This is a genomic window from Jiangella gansuensis DSM 44835 (assembly GCF_000515395.1).
Classification (GTDB): Bacteria; Actinomycetota; Actinomycetes; order Jiangellales; family Jiangellaceae; genus Jiangella; species Jiangella gansuensis.
In genome coordinates this window covers 4057428-4073321 of sequence record NZ_KI911782.1, presented here as the reverse complement: position 1 = coordinate 4073321, position 15894 = coordinate 4057428, and the positions used below count along the sequence as shown (strand labels likewise).

Genomic DNA, 15894 nt, shown 5'->3' with positions numbered 1-15894 from the left:
CGAGCAGCAGCCCGCCCTCCCGTTGATCTTGGAGTAACCGCGGAATCAATCGGACATTCCGCCCCACGTTTCCCCGATTACTCCAAGATCAACGCGGAGCGGGATGGGCGAGGCGCCCGATCGTGGGAGAATCGCTCCTGTTAGGGGACCCGACCAACGGGCCTCGAGACACATTCAAGGAGCCTTGCCATGACGCACGAGACCGTGCCGCTCTACGGCGGGAAACTGTCCCGCCGGGTCACCATCCGCGACCTGCGCACCGCCAAGGAGCGCGGCGAACGCTGGCCGATGCTGACCTCGTACGACATGTACACCGCCGAGGTGTTCGACGAGGCCGGCATCCCGGTCCTCCTGGTCGGTGACTCGGCCGGCAACAACGTCTACGGCTACCCCGACACCGTCCCGGTGACGGTGGACGACCTCATCCCGCTGGCGCGGGCGGTCGTGCGGTCCACCAGCCGGGCGCTGACCGTCTGCGACCTGCCGTTCGGCTCCTACCAGGTGAGCTCGGAGCAGGCGCTCACCACCTCCATCCGGGTCATGAAGGAGACCGGGGTCCAGGCGGTCAAGCTGGAGGGCGGGCTCACGGTCGTCGATTCGGTCCGCCGCATCGTCGAGGCCGGCATCCCGGTCATGGCGCACACCGGGTTCACCCCGCAGAGCGTCAACGCCCTCGGCGGCTACCGGATCCAGGGCCGCGGTGACGACGCCGACCGGCTCATCGAGGCGGCTCTCGCCCTGGAGGACGCCGGCGCGTTCGCCGTCGTGCTGGAGATGGTGACGGCTGAAGTGGCCGCCGAGGTCACGAAGCGGCTGTCCGTCCCGACCATCGGCATCGGCGCCGGTCCCGACTGCGACGCACAGGTGCTGGTGTGGCAGGACATGGCCGGCATGCGCGCCGGCCGGATGCCGCGGCTGGTGAAGCAGTACGGCGACCTACGGGGTGCGTTGGCTACCGCCACCCGGGCGTTCGCCGAGGACGTCGTCAGCGGGGCCTTCCCCGCCGAGGAGCACACCTACCACTGAGATTGGGTCATCCGCGGCTGGCCGAAAGGGCCGCGCAGCCGCTCGGTGATCTCCCACAGCCGGCGGGCGTCGTCGCCGTCGTAGGAGGCGGCCGACGCCACCGGCGTGATGATCACGTCCACCATGGTTCCTACCGCTGCACCACGCATGCTTGCCTAGTGGGGCGCGAAGTGCCTGGTGATGCGGGCAGCGTATGCGCCAGAGGGGCGGGGAACTCGACCGCCTCAGCGGTCGTCGTCGTTCCAGGCGCGGTCGATGGCCTCCTGCTCCTCCGTACGGGCGCGAGCCCGGGCGATGGCGTCCTCTGCCTCCGCGCGCGTCGCGTACGGGCCGAGGCGCCGGTCATTCGGGCAACCGGCCTCAGGCTCGACCCGCTCGTGCACCAGGCACCAGTACCAGGGTCCGTCCGCCATGGTCGCTCCCTTCGCCTGAGAAGCCTGCCTCAGCTGAACACCCAGGCTTCGCCTGAGAAGCCTGCCTCAGCCTAGACTTTCACACCATGTCGTCCGTCGTCCCCGGCACCGTCTCCCCGGAGCGGCCGGTCCCGCCGTCCATCGTCCGCCCGGAATACGTCGGGAAGGCCCGGCCCACGCCGTTCTCCGGCTCGGAGATCAAGGACGCCGAGACCATCGAACGCATCCGCGTCGCCGCCCGGCTCGCCGCGCGGGCACTGGCCGAGGTCGGCAAGCACGTCCAGCCCGGAATCACCACCGACGAACTCGACGCCGTCGGCCACGAGTTCCTCTGCGACCACGGCGCGTACCCGTCGACCCTCGGCTACCGCGGCTTCCCGAAGTCGCTGTGCACCAGCGTCAACGAGGTCATCTGCCACGGGATCCCCGACTCCACCGTCGTCGCCGACGGCGACATCGTCAACATCGACATCACCGCCTACATCGGCGGAGTTCACGGTGACAACAACGCCACGTTCCTCGCGGGCGACGTCGACGAGGAGACCCGCCTGCTGGTCGAACGCACCCAGGAAGCGCTGAACCGGGCCATCAAGGCGGTGAAGCCGGGCCGTGCCATCAACGTCATCGGCCGGGTCATCGAGTCGTACGCGAAACGGTTCGGTTACGGCGTCGTCCGTGAGTTCACCGGCCACGGCGTCGGCGAGGCGTTCCACTCCGGCCTGGTCGTCCCCCACTACGACGACCCCGGCTCCACCACGCTGATCGAGCCCGGCATGGTGTTCACCATCGAGCCGATGCTCAACCTCGGCACCCACGAATGGACCATGTGGGACGACGGGTGGACCGTCGTCACCCGCGACGGCCGCCGCTCGGCACAGTTCGAGCACACACTGCTGGTCACGGACTCCGGCGCCGAGATCCTCACCCTGCCCTGAGACATCGGCTGGCCACTCCCGGCCACATGCGCGAAGCTTGATAGGTGACCACGACGACGCAGGGCTTCGGCATCGACATCGGTGGCAGTGGAATCAAGGGAGCTCCGGTCGACCTCACCAGGGGCGAGTTCGCCGCGGAGCGGATCCGTATCGACACCCCCGACGAGTCCACGCCCGGCAACGTCATCGCGGTGGCGCTCGAGGTCCTCGAGCAGTTCGGCTGGACCGGGCCATTCGGATGCACCTTCCCGGGCATCGTCCACCACGGTGTCATCCGGTCCGCCGCCAACGTCGACAAGTCATGGATCGGCGTCGACCTCGAAAAAGAGCTCACCGAACGGACCGGCCAACAGGCCACCATCCTCAACGACGCCGACTCCGCCGGGGTGGCCGAAGACCGCTTCGGCGCGGCCGCCGACGTCGACGGCCTCGTCATCGTCACCACCCTCGGCACCGGTATCGGTAGCGCCGTCCTGCACAACGGCGTCCTGCTGCCGAACACCGAGTTCGGCCACCTCCACCTGCCCCATCACCACCACGAGGCGGAGAAGTACGCCGCGGCATCGGTGCGCGAAGACCACGACCTGTCATGGGAGGAGTGGGCCGAGCGGCTGCAGGAGTTCTACGCCCACCTGGAGTTCATCTTCTCCCCCGACCTGTTCGTCGTGGGCGGCGGCGTCAGCAAGAAGGCCGACAAATACCTCCACCTGCTCGACCTCGCCACCCCCATCGTGCCGGCCGGCCTGCGCAACGACGGCGGCATCATCGGCGCCGCGCTTACCGCCGCCGAACGTTCCCGGTGAGCAGCACCGATGCAGTAGGCTTACGGTGAGGACGAGCTGGCCGGGCGGCCGCGTCGGAGCCTCTCGAGGCTTCGCCGAGGAAGGTCCGGACTCCACAGGGCAGGGTGGTGGGTAACGCCCACCCGGGGTGACCCGCGGGACAGTGCCACAGAAAGCAAACCGCCTCCCGCTTTCGCGGGAGGTAAGGGTGAAACGGTGGTGTAAGAGACCACCAGCGCCCCAGGTGACTGGGGCGGCTCGGTAAACCCCACCCGGAGCAAGGTCAGACAGGGAACATTCGAGGGCTGCCCGCCCGAGTTCCCGGGTAGACCGCAGGAGGCCGCCGGCAACGGCGGTCGTAGATGGATGGTCGCCGGTCCCGGTCCGCCGGGAGCCACAGAATCCGGCCTACAGGCCGGCTCGTCCCTCACCTGCGCTCAACGAGCCCGGGCATGGCGACCGTCATCATGGACGATCCCCGACCGCGGGGGCTGCTTCTCAGTGGCCGACGCGGGGCTTCACAGTGCGAGGGTCACTTCGCGCGCTGACGCTACGCGCATCGCCGCAGAAGCGGGCCTCGGCACGCGGTCTCCGCCGGCGAACCCGAACCGCACGCCACCACGACGACCATACCGACAGCACGTCAACACCCACCCTCCTCACCCACGTCCGCGCACCCGTCGCCAGCCTCGACGTGAGGAAGCCCCGACGCGGAACCACTACAGCACGCGCCGGGGCTCAGCTGGGATCACGGGCGTTGCAGCGCCTAACCCAGCGACGATCAAGCCTATCCGTTGACAGGCGGTTTGGAGGGCTGGTATTGGGACCGCAGACGTCGAGCGTGGAGCGGTGGTGGGACGGCGGCAGCTGGACCGGCGCCACCCGGCCGCGGGCCGCCACACCGATGGCGATGACCGAGAAGCCGAAGAAGCGACACCGGCTCCGGAACACGGTCGCCATCGGCGCCGGCCTGATTGTCCTGATCGTCGACGTCTCGTAGCCGATCTCGACGCCGGTGCGGCGTGCACCGGTGGCGGTGGCCCTCCGATGCACGCCGCGGCGCGGGCGGTCAGGCCCGTGCCCGCCGGTACGTCAGCAGGGTGCCACCGGCCAGCAGCGCCAGTGCCGCGAGCCAGAGCGAACCAAGGCCGGCACCCGTGTTGGGCAGCTGCTCGCCCCCGCCGGCCGAACCCTCCGTACCGCCGGTCGCGCCCCCGTCGGCAGAACCGTCGTCGCCCGAGCCGCCGTCATCGCCCGAGCCGCCGTCGTCGCCCCCGGAGCCGCCGTCGTCCTCGTCGATCTCGCAGCCGACCGCGTCGACGTCACGATCCAGGTGGAACGGGTCCTTCTCCGCGTCGAACAGCTCGATCGGCTTGTGCGCGTCGTCGATCTCGTCGCAGTCGTAATCCTCAACGCCGTCCACGCACCACGCCGCGGAGTGCGCGTAGTGGGCGCAGTCGCTCACCGGCTCGTCCGGCGCCTCTTCAGCCGGTTCTTCCTCGACCGGTTCTTCCTCGACCGGCGGCTCGCTCGGTTCCTCCGGCGATCCACCGGCGTCGCCGTCACCGTCGTCACCGCCGGACGGCACGTCGTTCTCGCAGCCGAGCCCGTCTCCGTTGGCGTCGAGCCTGAACGGATCGTTTGACGGATCGTGGAGCACGATCGGCTTGTGGACATTGTCGATCTGAGGACAGTCGTAGTCGCCGAAGGCAGGATCGCACCAGTCGTCGGCACCGGCATAGGCGGCGCAGTCAGCCGCGTCCTTCGTCTCCCCCACCGGGGTCTCAGTCGATTCCGGCTGAGTCTCATTCGTTGCCTCGGTGCTCAGTGCGGCATCGCTCGAGTCGGCATGAGCCGCGGTCGCGCCGGACACGGCCAGCGCGAGCGCGGCGAACACAGCAATGGTGACCTTCTTCAAGGTCGCCCCCCTTGAATCGTTGACAGGCGTTGATCAACGCCAAGGCCGGGAGGCTAGCGCGAAACGGGCCGCCCGGATAGATCTTTCCGCCGGAATTCTGTGGATTCTCACGGAATCGGCCACGTACGATCCCGCACCATGACCACCGACCCGAAGGAGACGGTGCGGCGAGGCTACGACGCCATCTCGCACGTCTACCGCTCCGACGACGCCGACAGTGGGCCGTATGGGTCGTGGGCCGACGAGCTGACCAGCCGAGTCGGCGTTCGCGGCAGTGTCCTCGATCTGGGCTGCGGCAACGGAGTACCGATGGCGCGCGACATGGCCGCCGCCGGGCTCTCCGTCACGGGCGTCGACTTCAGCGCGGTGCAGATCGAGCGGGCCCGCCGGCTCGTCCCGGCCGGCACGTTCCGGCAGGCCGACATCACCGCGGTCGAGTTCCCGGCGGCATCCTTCGACGCAGTGGTCTGCCTGTACGCGATCATCCACGTACCGCTCGACGAACAGCCGGCGCTGCTGGCGCGCATCGCGAGCTGGCTGCGTCCGGGCGGTTGGTTCCTCGCCACCACCGGCCACGGGACCTGGACTGGGACGGACGACGACTGGCTCGGCGGCGGGGCCACCATGTGGTGGAGCCACGCCGACGCGGCCACGTACCGGACCTGGATCGACGACGCCGGCCTGGCCGTCGAGCGGGAGGACTTCGTTCCGGAAGGCAACGGCGGGCACGCGCTGTTCTGGTCCCGTAAACCGTCCTAGGCGTGGTGCGCGGTCAGTTCGTGCACGTGGTCGGGGACCTCGCCGCCGTAGGACGGGTTCACGTGCACCACCACCTGGTCCAGGTGACGGACCCGATGCAGGAGCGCGTGCGTGACGACCTCGGCGACACGGTGGCCCTCCTCGACGGTGGCCGCACCGTCGACGTTGACGTCGACGTCCGCCTCGAGCCGGTGCCCCACCCAGCGCGCCCGCACCCGCCCGACGCCTTCGACGCCGTCGACCCGGGCCGCCACCGCCTCGATGGCTTCGACCGTGCCGTCGTCGACACCGTCCATGAGCCTGCGGAGGATGGTGCGACACGAGGCCAGCAGGATCCACAGGATTGCCCCGGCCACCACGAGGCCGACGACGGCGTCGGCCTGCGGGAAGCCGAGCCACGCTCCGGCCACGCCGGCTACCACGGCCAGTGAGGTGAGCCCGTCGGCACGTGCGTGCTGCCCCTCGGCCACGAGTGCCGCGGACCCGATGCGCCGGCCGACCCGGATCCGGTAGACCGCGACCGCCTCGTTGCCGGCCGCACCGATCAGCGCGGCGGCCAACACCCAGCCGAGGTTCGTCAGCTCGCGGGGGTCGACCAGCGCACGCACCGACTCGACGACGATCAACACCGCGGAGAGCGCGATGACCAGCGCGATCAGCACGCCGGAGAGGTCCTCGGCGCGACGGAAGCCGTACGGGTAGCGCCGGGTCGGCGGTCGGCGCCCCAGCCGGAACGCGATCAGCAGCGGGATAGTGGTGATGGCGTGCCCGAGGTTGTGTACCGTGTCGGCCAGCAGCCCGACCGATCCGCTCACGGCGACGATGACGAGCTGCAGCGCGGCGGTGGCCATCATGCCGGCCAGCCCGATCCAGGCGGCCCGGATGCCGGCGTGGGTGCTCTGCTCGGCGCTCTGGATCGTCTCGCTGGCATCGTGCGAGTGCGGCGTCAGGGCGTGGCGGAGCCTGGCCATCAGGCCGCCACCACCGCCGTCGCCGTGCTCATGCCCATGCCCGTGACTCCCGTCGTGGCCGTGACCGCTGTGGCCGCGACCGCAACGCGCGGCCGTCGTGTTGTCATCCGTCGTCTCCACGACGGCATCATACCTGCGTACCTACGCAGATACGCAAGTGCGCAGCGGTACGATCGACCCGTGCACGAGAGCATCGCCGGCTTCGAGATGCCCGCCGCCGACCAGGTCGAGCGCGCCGCGGGTGCCATGCGCATGCTCGCCGACCCCACCCGGCTGAAGCTCATGTGGGCGCTGCTGCAGGGCGAGTCGTCGGTGAACTGCCTGGCCGAACTGGTGGACGCCAGCCCCACCGCCGTCAGCCAACACCTGGCCAAACTGCGGCTGGCCGGCCTGGTCCGCAGCCGCCGTGACGGCACCTTCGTCTATTACCACGCCGCCGACACCCACGTGCGTCAGCTGCTGGAGCAGGCGCTGTTCCACGCCGACCACGCCCGGGGCGAGCACCCCCGCGAGGACGACCCGCACCACGTCCACGAGATCGGCAGCGCCCCGCTCCCCCGGTGATCATCGGCGATCCGCCCCGTTATAGCGGGGTCGGTTGCCGATGATCATGAGCCGGAGCCGACCACCTCGGCGAGCTGCGGCACCAGGTGCTCCAGCGCGTACGGCAGACTGAGCACCGTCGACCACGTCAGGGCCCCCGACACCAGCGGGTCCTCCACGTACAGCACCCGGCCATCCTGGACCACCTGTAGCTGGTCATACAGCGGCTTGGCCTCGATCTGTTCGCGCAAGGACGGGTCGTGGCCGATGTTCCAGACCAGCAGGTCGCGGTCGAGGTGGGTCATCAGCTCGTCGCTGATGGGCGCGCCGTCCTTGTCACCGGCCAGCGCGGCGATGTCGTCAGGCAGCACGAAGCCGAGCGACGTCATGAAGACGGTGCGCGGATCCGTGGCGCTGCGGGCGAACGACGAGCCCGGCTCGAACTGCTCGGCGACCACCATCTCGACGCCCTGGAACTCCGGGTGTGCGGCGGCCGCTTCGGCGAACTTGGCGTCGACCTCACTGATGAGCTCCTCGGCACGGTCAGCCTGGCCGAGGATCTGACCCACCATCCGGGTGCTCTCCTGCCACGGCATGCCGTACTCGGGATGGTCCGGCGACGACGCCACCGTCGGCGCGATGACCGACAGGGTGTCGTACTCCTCCTGGGTCATGCCCGTGTAGAGGCCGATGATCAGGTCGGGTTCGAGGCCGGCGATGGTCTCGTAGTCGAAGTCCTGGACGCCGGTGAAGGCGCCCTCGTTGAGCACGGTCACCTCGGCGTCGCCCAACTCGTCCTGCGCCCACGGCCAGGTGGCGGACGGCTGCTCGCCGTACCAGTCGGTGACGGCGACAGGCGCGACCCCGAACGCGAGGACGACGTCCTGGTCGCTGAACCCGAGCGTGACGACGCGCTCGGGCGCTTCGGTGAGCTCCGTCGTGCCGTACCGATGTTCCACGGAGGCAGGGAACTCGCCCTCCGCCGACGACGGCGCCGGCTCGCCGTTAGCGGTGGTGCTGTCGGCGGCTGCGTCGGGGTCGTCGGACCCGCAACCGGCGGCCAGCAGGAGGGACACCGTCAGGGCGACGAGGACGTGGCGCGTTCCGCGTGTGGACATGGAGAAAGGATAGGCTCACCTTAGTGGGGACGGAGCGTCGCCCCCACCGCCGCTGTACGCGGGTACGTTCCTCCCATGGCCGGACTCGTCGAGGTGACCAGAGGCGTCTTCGTCGCCACCCACGACTTCTGCACCAGCACCACCACCGTCGTCGCCGCAGACGACGGCACCTGCCTGCTGGTGGACCCCGGGATCTCGCCCGCCGAGCTCGACACACTGGCGGCTGACCTGGCCCGGCACGGCCTACGGGTCGCCGCCGGATTCGCCACCCACCCACACTGGGACCATGTGCTGTGGGCGCGCGCCCTCGGCGACGCGCCCCGCTTCGCCACCGCCGCGGCCGTGGTCGCCACCGCGGCCGACCGCGAACGGGGCCTCGCGCTCGCAGACGAGTTCGCGCCCGGCACCGACCACGACCTCTACGGCCGGCTCACTCCGCTGCCCGACGGCGCCGAGTGCGTCCCGTGGAGCGGCCCGCGGGTCGACGTCGTCGAGCACCGAGCCCACGCGCCCGGGCATGCCGCACTGCACGTCGTCGACGCACACGTGCTGATCACCGGTGACATGTGCTCCGACATCGAGATCCCGCTACTGGACCTGGACGCCGCCGACCCGCTCGGCGACTACCACCACGCGCTGGACCTGTTCGGCGCGGTTGCCGACGTCCAGCAGGTCATCCCCGGTCACGGACATGTCGGCGACGGCGCGGAGCTGCGGCGGCGGCTCACGGCCGACCGTCACTATCTCGACGAGATCAGCGCCGGCCGCGGCGACGACGATCCGCGGCTCACGCAAGCCTGGCTGGTCCGCGACCACCGGGCCCAGCGAGCCAAGATCTCCATCACCCGAACCGGTTGATCTTGGAGTATTCGCGGAATCAATCGGACATATCGTCCAGCATTGCTGCGTAAACTCCAAGATCAACCAGTCAGGGCGGCCGCGCGCCCGACTGATCAGCCCAGAGCGGTGTCCAGCGCGGCCCAGTCGACCGAGCGCGGGCTGTGCGCGCTGATGGTCGCCAGCAGACCCAGCCGCGACGCCCGGATAGCTGGGTCCTCGGCCATCACCAGGATGTCGTCGAAGAAGGCGTTCACGGGGTCGACCAGCTGGCCGGCGGCGTCGGCGAACTCGTCGACCGGGCGGCCGGACCAGTCGCCCACCGCCGACACCGCGGTGACCAGGCGCTGCTCGGCCGGCTCGGTCAGAACCGCCGGGTCGTAGGACGCGGGCGTGCCGGCCGGCACGATGCGGGCGATGCGCTGCAGCGCCGCGACCAGATCGCGGAAGGATGAATCCCCAGCCCGCGACCGCAGCGCGGCCAGCGTCGCCACCGCTCGGCCCGGCGCGTCGGCGCCCGGCAGCACCGCGGAGACGAAGTCGGCCGGAACGTCCTCGTCGCGCAGCTGCTGCGAGAAGCGGGCCACGACGAACTCGTGCGCGGCCGCCACCGCGTCGTCGCCGACCTCGATGCCCTGGGCGCGCAAGCGGTCGGCCGCCACGGCGAGGCCGCCGTCGACCGTCACCGACGACAGCGCCGGCGTCTCGCGCAGGATGCGCACCACGCCCAGCGCTGCCCGCCGCAGCCCGAACGGGTCGGAGCTGCCGGTCGGCTTGGCGCCGAGTGCGAACATCGCCATGAGCAGGTCGAACCGGTCGGCCAGCGCCAGCACCGCGCCCGGGGTGGACGACGGGAGCGCGTCGACCGTGGACCGGGGCAGTTCCATCTCGAACAGCGCCTGCCCGACCTCGGCCGACTCCCCCGCGCGGACGGCGTATTCGCGGGCCATGACGCCGGCCAGGCTGGACAGCTCGACCACCATCTGCGACGAAAGGTCGAACTTCGCCAGCGCCGCCGCCCGGTCCAGGGCGGCCCGCTCGGACGGGGACAGCTCGACGCTCTTGGCCAGGTCGGCCGCGATGGTCTCGATGCGGGCGGCGCGCTCGGCCACGGAGCCGAGCTTCTCCTCGAACGTCAGCTTGGCCAGGCCGGCCTTGAACTCCTCCAGCGGCACGGCCAGGTCGGCGCGCCAGAAGAACGCGGCGTCCTCGTACCGGGCTCGCAGTACCCCTTCGTTGCCGGCCCGGACCACGTCGGCGTCGCAGGATCCGTTGGCGACGGCGACGAAGTACGGCAGCAGGGTGCCGTCGGCCGAGCGCACCGGCAGGTAGCGCTGGTGCTTGCGCATGACCGTGGTGAGGATCTGCTCGGGCAGCTCGAGGTAGCCGGTGTCGAACGAGCCGAGCAGCGCGTTGGGCTCTTCGACCAGGTTGGTGATCTCGTCGATCAGGCCGGCTTCGGCGTCGGTGTCGACGGTTCCGCCGACGCTCGCGGCCAGCTCACCGGCGGCCGCGACCACGGCGGCCCGGCGGGTGGCGCCGTCGGCGACGATGCCGTGGCCGGCGAGGAAGTCCAGATAGTCCGCCGCCGTGGGCACGGTGACCACCGGCTCGTCAGCGGTGCGGTGAACCCGGGTGCTGCGCCCGCTGACCAGCGAGGACACCCGTACCGGCACCACGATCTCGCCCAGCAGGGCGGTGAGCCAGCGGATGGGGCGGGTGAACGAGAGCGCCGGGTCGTTCCAGCGCATGTTCTTCTCCGAGCGCAGGTCCGACACGACCTCGCCCAACAGCGCAGACAGCACCGCCACCGCGCCGCGGCCGGCGTCGACGACGCTCACCACGACGTGCTCGTTGCCGCCGAAGTCAGCTGTGGACAGCTCCGAGATGTCGACGTTCTGGCCGCGAGCGAACCCGCGCAGCGCCTTCGTCGGCTGGCCGTCGGCGTCATAGGCGGCGCTCACACGCGGGCCACGCACCGTCCGGGTGGCGTCGGGCTCCCGCGGCTCGACCGCGTCGACCCGCACGACCACGCGGCGCGGCGTGCCGACGACGCTGACCGCGCCGTGCCCGAGCCGGGTCGCGCCCAGCTTCTGCTCGACCGCCGCCCGCACCGCCTCGACGGTGTTCGTGACCTCGTGCGGCGGCATCTCCTCGGTGCCGATCTCGAACAGCAGCGGCGCCGGCCCGGACAACTCAGCCGTGGGCGCGTCGGGCAGGAGCGGTTCCGCGTCCTCGCCGTCTAGCCCCGGCCGGACCACCGTGCCCAGCGGGTAGCCCAGCTCCTCGCGGCGCTCCGTCCACAGCGCGGACACCTCGCGAGCCAGCCCGCGCATCCGGGCGAAGGCCTTGGCCCGCTCGGTGGTGCTGATGGCGCCCCGGGAGTCGAGCACGTTGAACGTGTGCGAGCACTTGAGCACGTAGGTGTGCGCCGGCACCGGCAGCCGCTCGGCGATCAAGCGCTCCGCCTCAGCGGCGTACGTCTCGAACAACTGCCGGTTGGCCTCGATGTCGGCGTCGTCGAGGTAGTAGCGCGACATCTCGTACTCGGCCTGGCCGAACGCCTCGCCGTAGGAGATGCCCGGCGCGTAGGCGATGTCCTTGAAGTGGCTCACACCTTGCAGCGCCATGATGATGCGCTCGATACCGTAGGTGATCTCGACCGAGACCGGGTCGAGTGTCTGCCCGCCGGCCTGCTGGAAGTACGTGAACTGGGTGATTTCGAGGCCGTCGAGCCAGACCTCCCAGCCCAGCCCCCACGCGCCCAGCGCCGGCGACGCCCAGTTGTCCTCGACGAACCGGATGTCGTGGGCATGGATGTCGATACCCAGCGCCTCCAGGCTGGCCAGGTAGATCTCCTGCGGGTCACCCGGGTCGGGCTTGAGGATGACCTGGAACTGGGTGTGCGTCTGCAGCCGGTTGGGGTTCTCCCCGTACCGGGCATCGTCGGGGCGGACGCTGGGCTCGACGTAGGCGACGTGCCAGGGCTCGGGACCCAGCACTCGCAGGATGGTCGCCGGGTTCATGGTTCCGGCGCCGACCTCGGTGTTGAACGGCTGCACCATCAAGCAGCCCCGGTCGGTCCAGTACTTCGTCAGCGCCAGCAGCGCATCCTGCATCGTGAGCACGGGGAAACCCTAGTGGTGCGAGGCCGTGGGATCGAACTCGTACCTGGCGACGCGCGCCACGATCTCACCGTGTGGAACGACGAACCACCCATCGGGATGGCCGGCCCAGGTCTGCCATGCCGCGGCCAGCCGCTCCAGGTCGGCCGTGGTGGCCAGGCCGCGGCTCACCGCCTGGGTGGCGAACGCCGAGTCGACGACGCGGTCGGTCCACAGACCGCCCCACCACGCCCGGGACTCGGGATCAGCGAAGCACCAGACGCTCGCGGTGGCGGTGACGTCGGTCAGCCCGGCCGCGTTCGCCCAGCCCAGCAGGCGCCTGCCCGCGTCGGGCTCACCGCCGTTCTGCCGCGCCAGCGTGCAGTACAGCTCCAGCCACTCGGACAGACCCGGCAGCTGCGGGTACCAGGTCATGCCGGCGTAGTCGGAATCACGCGCGCCGACCACCCCACCCGGCCGGCACACCCGGCCCATCTCGCGCAGTACCGCGACCGGGTCGGACACGTGCTGGAGCACCTGATGGGCGTGTACGACGTCGAAAGAGCCATGGGCGAAGTCCAGCGCCGTCGCGTCACCGACGACGAAGTCCAGGTTCCCTGCGGCCTCCGGCACGACCTGCGCGCGGGCTGTCACCAGCACGTCGGGGGACGTGTCCATGCCGACCACCCGGCCGGGCGCCACGAGCGTCGCGATCTCGGCAGTGATGGTGCCCGGGCCGCACCCGACATCCAGCACCTCGGCCCCGGCCACGAAGGCATCACGCAGGTAGGCCGCGGAGTTCTCGACCGTGCGCCAGCGGTGCGAGCGCAGGACGCTCTCGTGGTGGCCGTGCGTGTATGTCGCCATGTGCCCACGGTAGAAACGCTCGCCCAGGCATCGGGACCTGCCCCCTTGATCATCAAGGGTTGATCCGACCCTGACCGGGTCAACCCTTGATGATCATGGGACGGACGGTGGGTACGCTGGCGACGTGTTGATCCTGCTCCCGCCGTCCGAGGGCAAGGCGGCACCGGCGAGCGGTTCCCCCGTCGACCTCGACGCGTTGTCGTTCCCGGAACTCACCGGCGAACGCGTGGACCTGCTGGCCGCGCTGGTCCGGCTGTGCCGCACCGATCCGGCGACGGCGGCCTCCGCGCTCGGGCTGGGCCCCCAGCAGGCCGACGAGGTCGCCCGCAACGCCGAGCTGGCGCAGGCGCCGGCCGCACCGGCACGCGAGGTCTACACCGGCGTGCTGTACGAGGCGCTCGGCCTCCGCTCGCTGCGCGGCGCGACGGCTCGGCGCGCCGACGCGTCGCTGCTGATCACGAGCGGTTTGTGGGGGCTGCTGCGGCCGTCGGACGTGATTGCGGCCTACCGGCTGGGCGGTGGGGTGAGCCTGCCGGGCACCGGACCCCTGGCCGCCTACTGGCGCCGCCCGCTGGCGAAGAGCCTGCCCGCCACGGCCGGTGACGACCTCGTCGTCGACCTGCGCTCCAGCACCTACACGGCCTTCTGGCGACCCACCGGCGATATCGCCGATCGCACCGTCGTCGTCCGGGTGCTGCACGAGCACGACGGCCGGCGCACCGTCGTCAGCCACCACAACAAGGCCACCAAGGGCCGTCTCGTCCGGCAACTGCTCGACGACGGCCGGGCCTCCGGCGCCCGCGGGCCACGCACGCCCGAAGCGTTCGCGCGCACGCTCACCCGCCTGGGCTGGACCGCCGAACTGACCCCGCCACCGCGCCCCGGCCGCCCGGCCACCGTGGACGTCGTCGTCGCCGAGGTCGCAACGTCGTAGATTTGCTGTGACCGACATCACCGTGCGGAACGCGCCAGGCGGGATAATGACCTGGCGACACCGCGGGAGGTCACATGGGCGAGGACGTCGACCGGCGCGAGTTCAGCCGCGCGGACCGCACCAAGTACCGCGTGAAGGTGCGCCGCTGCCTGGACGCGTTCGAGCGGATGTTGCGGGAGTCGCACTTCGAGTTCGAGCGCCCGATGACCGGCCTGGAGATCGAACTCAACCTGGTTGACGAGCAGTGCGACCCGGCCATGCGCAACGCCGACGCGCTGGCCGCCATCGCCGACCCGGCGTTCCAGACCGAGCTGGGTCAGTGGAACCTCGAGATCAACCTGGCTCCGCGGCAGCTGAGCGGGCACGGCGCGGAGGCGTTCGAGAACGACGTACGCGCCAGCCTGAACGCCGCGGAGGAAAAGGCGCGCACCGTGGACCTCCGCCTGGTCATGATCGGCATCCTGCCCACCCTGCGCCAGCAGCACATGTCCGGTCACGCGATGTCGGGCAATCCGCGCTACGCGTTGCTGAACGAGCAGATCCTGGCCGCCCGCGGGGAAGACCTGCACCTGGCCATCAACGGCCGCGAGCGGCTGCGGGCCACGTCGGACACCATCGTCCCCGAGGCCGCCTGCACGAGCACGCAACTCCACCTGCAGGTCAGTCCCGAGCAGTTCCCCGCCATGTGGAACGCCGCCCAGGCCATCGCCGGCGTGCAGATCGCCGTCGGCGCGAACTCACCGTTCCTGTTCGGCAAGGAACTGTGGGCGGAGACCCGCGTCGCGCTGTTCGAGCAGGCCACCGACACCCGCAGCGAAGAGCTCAAGGCCCAGGGCGTGCGACCGCGGGTCTGGTTCGGCGAGCGCTGGATCACGTCCATTTTCGACCTGTTCGAGGAGAACGTCCGGTACTTCCCGTCGCTGCTGCCGATCTGCTCCGACGAGGACCCCATCGATGTGCTCGACCACGGCGACACCCCCAAGCTCGCCGAGCTGACCCTGCACAACGGCACCATCTACCGATGGAACCGGCCGGTGTACGCGGTGGTGCGCGGCCGGGCGCACCTGCGGGTGGAGAACCGCGTGCTGCCCGCCGGGCCGACCGTCGTCGACACCCTCGCCAATGCGGCGTTCTTCTACGGGCTGATGCGCGGGCTGGCCGACGAGGACCGGCCACTGTGGACGCAGATGTCGTTCAGCGCCGCCGAGGAGAACTTCCACGCATGCGCCCGCGACGGCATCGGCGCACACGTGTACTGGCCGGGGCTCGGCCACGTACCGGTCGCGGAGCTGGTGCTGCGCCGGCTGCTGCCGCTCGCGCACGAGGGCCTGCGCCGCTGGGACGTCGAACCCGAGCAGCGCGACCGGCTGCTCGGCATCATCGAGCAGCGCTGCGCCACCGGTACCAACGGTGCCACCTGGCAGGCCCGGGCGTTCCACGAGCTCTTCGACACCACCTCAGCCAGCCGCGACGACGCGCTGCGCACCATGCTGAGCCGCTACAGCGAGCACATGCACGCCAACCAGCCCGCGCACGCGTGGCCCAGCGTCACGAGGTGAACGCCGGCCGCCGGCTGCCACCGCCCACGGATCGGGTCGGAGAGCCGGAAATGATCACGTCTACCATGGGTTCTCCCGCGTCACCGGGCAAGCATTCCTGGGTATGCGGGTGCACCCATGGTGGACGT

At 70.5% G+C, this 15894-nt stretch carries 16 protein-coding genes and 1 other RNA gene; 10 read left to right on the top strand and 7 right to left on the bottom strand.

Annotation, left to right across the window (positions count from 1 at the left end; translation table 11 throughout):
- Positions 1 to 189 precede the first annotated feature (189 nt).
- Entirely contained in the window at positions 190 to 1026 is an 837-nt protein-coding gene (gene panB / locus JIAGA_RS0119115) for a 3-methyl-2-oxobutanoate hydroxymethyltransferase (RefSeq protein WP_026876905.1), read from the top strand.
- Here panB and JIAGA_RS35990 read toward each other — a convergent pair.
- Both JIAGA_RS35990 and JIAGA_RS0119105 read right to left on the bottom strand, forming a co-directional pair.
- Entirely contained in the window at positions 1017 to 1151 is a 135-nt protein-coding gene (locus JIAGA_RS35990; RefSeq protein WP_281172713.1) for a hypothetical protein, read from the bottom strand. The genes panB and JIAGA_RS35990 overlap by 10 nt on opposite strands.
- A gap of 99 nt (positions 1152 to 1250) precedes the next feature.
- Entirely contained in the window at positions 1251 to 1439 is a 189-nt protein-coding gene (locus JIAGA_RS0119105) for a hypothetical protein (protein ID WP_026876904.1), read from the bottom strand.
- Positions 1440 to 1525: 86 nt separating this feature from the next.
- Between JIAGA_RS0119105 and map the strand changes: the two genes are divergently transcribed.
- From map to JIAGA_RS36375, 4 genes are all read left to right on the top strand, one after another.
- Positions 1526 to 2374, top strand: coding sequence for a type I methionyl aminopeptidase (gene map, locus JIAGA_RS0119100; RefSeq protein ID WP_026876903.1), 849 nt, complete (start codon positions 1526 to 1528; stop codon positions 2372 to 2374).
- Positions 2375 to 2418: 44 nt separating this feature from the next.
- Positions 2419 to 3177 carry a polyphosphate--glucose phosphotransferase gene (ppgK, locus tag JIAGA_RS0119095; protein WP_026876902.1) on the top strand — a complete coding sequence of 253 codons (759 nt, stop codon included), beginning with the start codon at positions 2419 to 2421 and terminating at the stop codon, positions 3175 to 3177.
- 32 nt (positions 3178 to 3209) lie between these two features.
- An RNA gene (gene rnpB, locus JIAGA_RS33540) (RNase P RNA component class A) lies at positions 3210 to 3583 on the top strand.
- A 96-nt stretch (positions 3584 to 3679) separates the two neighbouring features.
- The gene (locus tag JIAGA_RS36375; protein ID WP_084469800.1) at positions 3680 to 4156 is read left to right on the top strand and encodes a DUF2510 domain-containing protein; all 477 of its coding nucleotides are present in this window, start codon (positions 3680 to 3682) and stop codon (positions 4154 to 4156) included.
- Between the two features lie 69 nt (positions 4157 to 4225).
- Here JIAGA_RS36375 and JIAGA_RS0119085 read toward each other — a convergent pair whose 3' ends face one another.
- Complete coding sequence (locus JIAGA_RS0119085) at positions 4226 to 5074, bottom strand: hypothetical protein (RefSeq protein ID WP_026876901.1); 849 nt, start codon at positions 5072 to 5074, stop codon at positions 4226 to 4228.
- A gap of 138 nt (positions 5075 to 5212) precedes the next feature.
- On the opposite strand from JIAGA_RS0119085, the gene JIAGA_RS0119080 reads away from it, so the two are divergent.
- On the top strand, positions 5213 to 5833 hold the full coding sequence (locus JIAGA_RS0119080; protein ID WP_026876900.1) for a class I SAM-dependent methyltransferase: 621 nt from the start codon (positions 5213 to 5215) through the stop codon (positions 5831 to 5833).
- Here JIAGA_RS0119080 and JIAGA_RS30890 read toward each other — a convergent pair.
- On the bottom strand, positions 5830 to 6804 hold the full coding sequence (locus JIAGA_RS30890; RefSeq protein WP_157553325.1) for a cation diffusion facilitator family transporter: 975 nt from the start codon (positions 6802 to 6804) through the stop codon (positions 5830 to 5832). The genes JIAGA_RS0119080 and JIAGA_RS30890 overlap by 4 nt on opposite strands.
- Before the next feature lie 180 nt (positions 6805 to 6984).
- Between JIAGA_RS30890 and JIAGA_RS0119070 the strand changes: the two genes are divergently transcribed.
- Positions 6985 to 7368: an ArsR/SmtB family transcription factor gene (locus JIAGA_RS0119070; RefSeq protein WP_026876899.1), complete on the top strand. Its 384-nt coding sequence runs from the start codon at positions 6985 to 6987 to the stop codon at positions 7366 to 7368.
- Between the two features lie 44 nt (positions 7369 to 7412).
- Here JIAGA_RS0119070 and JIAGA_RS0119065 read toward each other — a convergent pair whose 3' ends face one another.
- Positions 7413 to 8465 carry an iron-siderophore ABC transporter substrate-binding protein gene (locus JIAGA_RS0119065; RefSeq protein WP_035812715.1) on the bottom strand — a complete coding sequence of 351 codons (1053 nt, stop codon included), beginning with the start codon at positions 8463 to 8465 and terminating at the stop codon, positions 7413 to 7415.
- Positions 8466 to 8540: 75 nt separating this feature from the next.
- Between JIAGA_RS0119065 and JIAGA_RS30885 the strand changes: the two genes are divergently transcribed.
- Positions 8541 to 9323, top strand: coding sequence for an MBL fold metallo-hydrolase (locus JIAGA_RS30885; protein ID WP_051426270.1), 783 nt, complete (start codon positions 8541 to 8543; stop codon positions 9321 to 9323).
- Positions 9324 to 9418: 95 nt separating this feature from the next.
- Here JIAGA_RS30885 and JIAGA_RS0119055 read toward each other — a convergent pair whose 3' ends face one another.
- Positions 9419 to 12421: a glycine--tRNA ligase gene (locus tag JIAGA_RS0119055; RefSeq protein WP_035814687.1), complete on the bottom strand. Its 3003-nt coding sequence runs from the start codon at positions 12419 to 12421 to the stop codon at positions 9419 to 9421.
- 18 nt (positions 12422 to 12439) lie between these two features.
- The gene (locus JIAGA_RS30880) at positions 12440 to 13273 is read right to left on the bottom strand and encodes a methyltransferase domain-containing protein (RefSeq protein ID WP_051426269.1); all 834 of its coding nucleotides are present in this window, start codon (positions 13271 to 13273) and stop codon (positions 12440 to 12442) included.
- Positions 13274 to 13397: 124 nt separating this feature from the next.
- Here JIAGA_RS30880 and yaaA point away from each other — a divergent pair, with 124 nt between their 5' ends.
- Positions 13398 to 14207, top strand: a complete 810-nt coding sequence (gene yaaA / locus JIAGA_RS0119045) for a peroxide stress protein YaaA (protein WP_026876896.1) — start codon at positions 13398 to 13400, stop codon at positions 14205 to 14207.
- A gap of 74 nt (positions 14208 to 14281) precedes the next feature.
- Positions 14282 to 15766: a glutamate-cysteine ligase family protein gene (locus JIAGA_RS0119040; protein WP_026876895.1), complete on the top strand. Its 1485-nt coding sequence runs from the start codon at positions 14282 to 14284 to the stop codon at positions 15764 to 15766.
- The last annotated feature ends 128 nt before the right edge of the window (positions 15767 to 15894 follow it).

Bases quoted from the DNA above. Each gene is read 5' to 3' on its own strand.
- JIAGA_RS0119080 (WP_026876900.1), top strand. From the start codon at position 5,213: ATGACCACCGACCCGAAGGAGACGGTGCGGCGAGGCTACGACGCCATC.
- JIAGA_RS0119055 (WP_035814687.1), bottom strand. From the start codon at position 12,421: ATGCAGGATGCGCTGCTGGCGCTGACGAAGTACTGGACCGACCGGGGC.
- JIAGA_RS35990 (WP_281172713.1), bottom strand. From the start codon at position 1,151: ATGGTGGACGTGATCATCACGCCGGTGGCGTCGGCCGCCTCCTACGAC.
- JIAGA_RS0119040 (WP_026876895.1), top strand. From the start codon at position 14,282: ATGGGCGAGGACGTCGACCGGCGCGAGTTCAGCCGCGCGGACCGCACC.
- JIAGA_RS0119065 (WP_035812715.1), bottom strand. From the start codon at position 8,465: ATGTCCACACGCGGAACGCGCCACGTCCTCGTCGCCCTGACGGTGTCC.
- map (WP_026876903.1), top strand. From the start codon at position 1,526: ATGTCGTCCGTCGTCCCCGGCACCGTCTCCCCGGAGCGGCCGGTCCCG.
- panB (WP_026876905.1), top strand. From the start codon at position 190: ATGACGCACGAGACCGTGCCGCTCTACGGCGGGAAACTGTCCCGCCGG.
- JIAGA_RS30890 (WP_157553325.1), bottom strand. From the start codon at position 6,804: ATGGCCAGGCTCCGCCACGCCCTGACGCCGCACTCGCACGATGCCAGC.
- JIAGA_RS30885 (WP_051426270.1), top strand. From the start codon at position 8,541: ATGGCCGGACTCGTCGAGGTGACCAGAGGCGTCTTCGTCGCCACCCAC.
- JIAGA_RS30880 (WP_051426269.1), bottom strand. From the start codon at position 13,273: ATGGCGACATACACGCACGGCCACCACGAGAGCGTCCTGCGCTCGCAC.
- JIAGA_RS0119105 (WP_026876904.1), bottom strand. From the start codon at position 1,439: ATGGCGGACGGACCCTGGTACTGGTGCCTGGTGCACGAGCGGGTCGAG.